At 25.2% G+C, this 2,126-nt stretch carries 1 pseudogene; it reads left to right on the top strand.

Annotated elements, in window-relative coordinates:
- Nucleotides 1-1,711 (top strand): annotated as a pseudogene (locus IDG66_RS12580) (SMEK domain-containing protein); the annotation flags it as partial.
- Nucleotides 1,712-2,126: the final 415 nt, after the last annotated feature.

Raw genomic sequence — 2,126 nt, 5'->3', positions numbered from 1 at the left:
ATATATATCTATAAATAATGAAAAGGTTTTTGAAATTATTAATTGGCTATTTAGTAACTATAAGAAATTAGATGAAGAAACTGCGGAAAAATATATGATTTTTTTAACGTGGATATTTTCTGCAACTAATAATAAATTAAGAGATCTCGGTACTAAATCTTTAGTAAAATTATTCAAAACATTTCCAACTAAAATTATTGGTTTATTAAAATTATTTGAAAATAACAATGATCCATATATAGTCGAAAGATTATATGCTTCTGTTTTAGGGGCGACACTTCGAATCGACATTTGTGAAATACATATAGAGATTGCTAATTATATTTATGAAGAAATATTTGATAAAGAAATGGTATATCCTCATATTTTAATGAGAGATTATGCTAGGCAAACAATTGAATATATTAGTTTATCAAAAGATATATCTAATATAAATTTAGAAAAAATTAGGCCACCTTATAAAAGTAATTGGTATAAAAAAGAATATTCGAATTTAAATATAGACGATTACATAAAATCTTTAAAAAACAAATTAGATAGCCATTTACATTTTTCTATCGATAAAATTAAAAACTCAATGACAACGGAATATGGAAGAGGAACTGGGGCATATGGCGATTTTGGCAGATATGTATTTGGTTATGCTGTACGAAACTGGGTAAAGGGTTTTAAAAGTGATCAAGACTTAAGTAATATAGCATTAATGAGGATTTTTGAAATGGGTTATGATGCAAAATTACATGGTGAATTTGATATGTGGGTTAATCGTTATGATAACTTTAATAATTCAATTGAAAGAATTAGCAAAAAATATCAATGGATTGCTTACTATGAAATTTTAGCTAAACTTGTAGATAAATTTCCTGATGTTCAATATTCTGGACTATGGGATGATTATATTAGAGATATTGATCCTACTTTACTATTACTTGAAATTGATAAAGAATCAAAAATACTAGTACCCTCACCACTTCCTTCGCATCAATCGAATGAATGGGTAAAAAATACCAAAGTTTTTGATGAAACAAAATTATTTTTAGAAATAGATATAGACAATCATAGATATATATGTTTAAGCTCAAAGTTTAATTTTGAAAAGAGAGAGAAAGAAATACCATTTGAAGATAGAGACTCATGTTATTTCTTAGCGATGGGATATTTTTATAATAAAGAAGATAGTAATGAAATTATCAAAGGTTATGAAAATAATTATGATAGAGGTATTAATATTCCTCGAGCACATAGTATATATTTATATGAATATTATTGGAGCGAAGCTTATAAAAATTATAAAGAGGGATATTTAACTGAATCAGATGGTAAATTATGTCCAGCTATTTATGAATATTTTTGGGAGTTAGATTATTCTGTTAAGGACAAATCAATAAGTTTTTATATTCCGTGTAAAGAAATAGTAGATTATTTTTCATTAATACAAACGGAAGAAGGAGTATGGAAAACTAAATTTGGTGAAACAATATGTATTAATTCTAAATTACTCGAATTTGATAATGAATGTTTACTTATTAAAAAAGAAAGTTTATTAAACTTTCTTAATACTAAAAAATTGTCTATTGGATGGAAAATATATCTAGAAAAAATTTCTCTTCGAGATAGACAAGAATGGTGGTACAATGTTTTTTATGACGATGGCAAATATAATAAGAAAATAATTAAGAATGACATGTCAAAAATTAGGCGTAATTTTTAGATTTATCTATATATTTATGCCACCGCTCAAACTTTTATAAAAAGTAAAAAAACAATATTTATATTGAACTTGTGACGTGAATTTCTAAAACACAACCAACAATCCACAAGGAAACTAGTAAATAAGTTTAAATAAGATTTCGAAAAAATGTGTAATATTATAATATGAAAATCTTTAAGATTATAGAAGAATCATACTGACTAAAAAGATTTTGAAAGTGATTAAGTATTTAAAACACGCCAATCTTAAACCGCTATTGACAAATATGAAGCGGAACCACCGTTGTTTTTCTTTTCAGGTCCAATTGAATAAATGTTATGAATAGAATGGATAAAAATATAATTATTTAAGTGTTAAAGTAAACCAAATCATGATTTAAGATTATAAGAAAGAAAAATTGACTAATGTTAAAACC

It is taken from the genome of Staphylococcus sp. EG-SA-18 (assembly GCF_017151825.1).
GTDB lineage: Bacteria > Bacillota > Bacilli > Staphylococcales > Staphylococcaceae > Staphylococcus > Staphylococcus aureus.
This window is presented reverse-complemented; position numbering and strand designations above follow the sequence as displayed.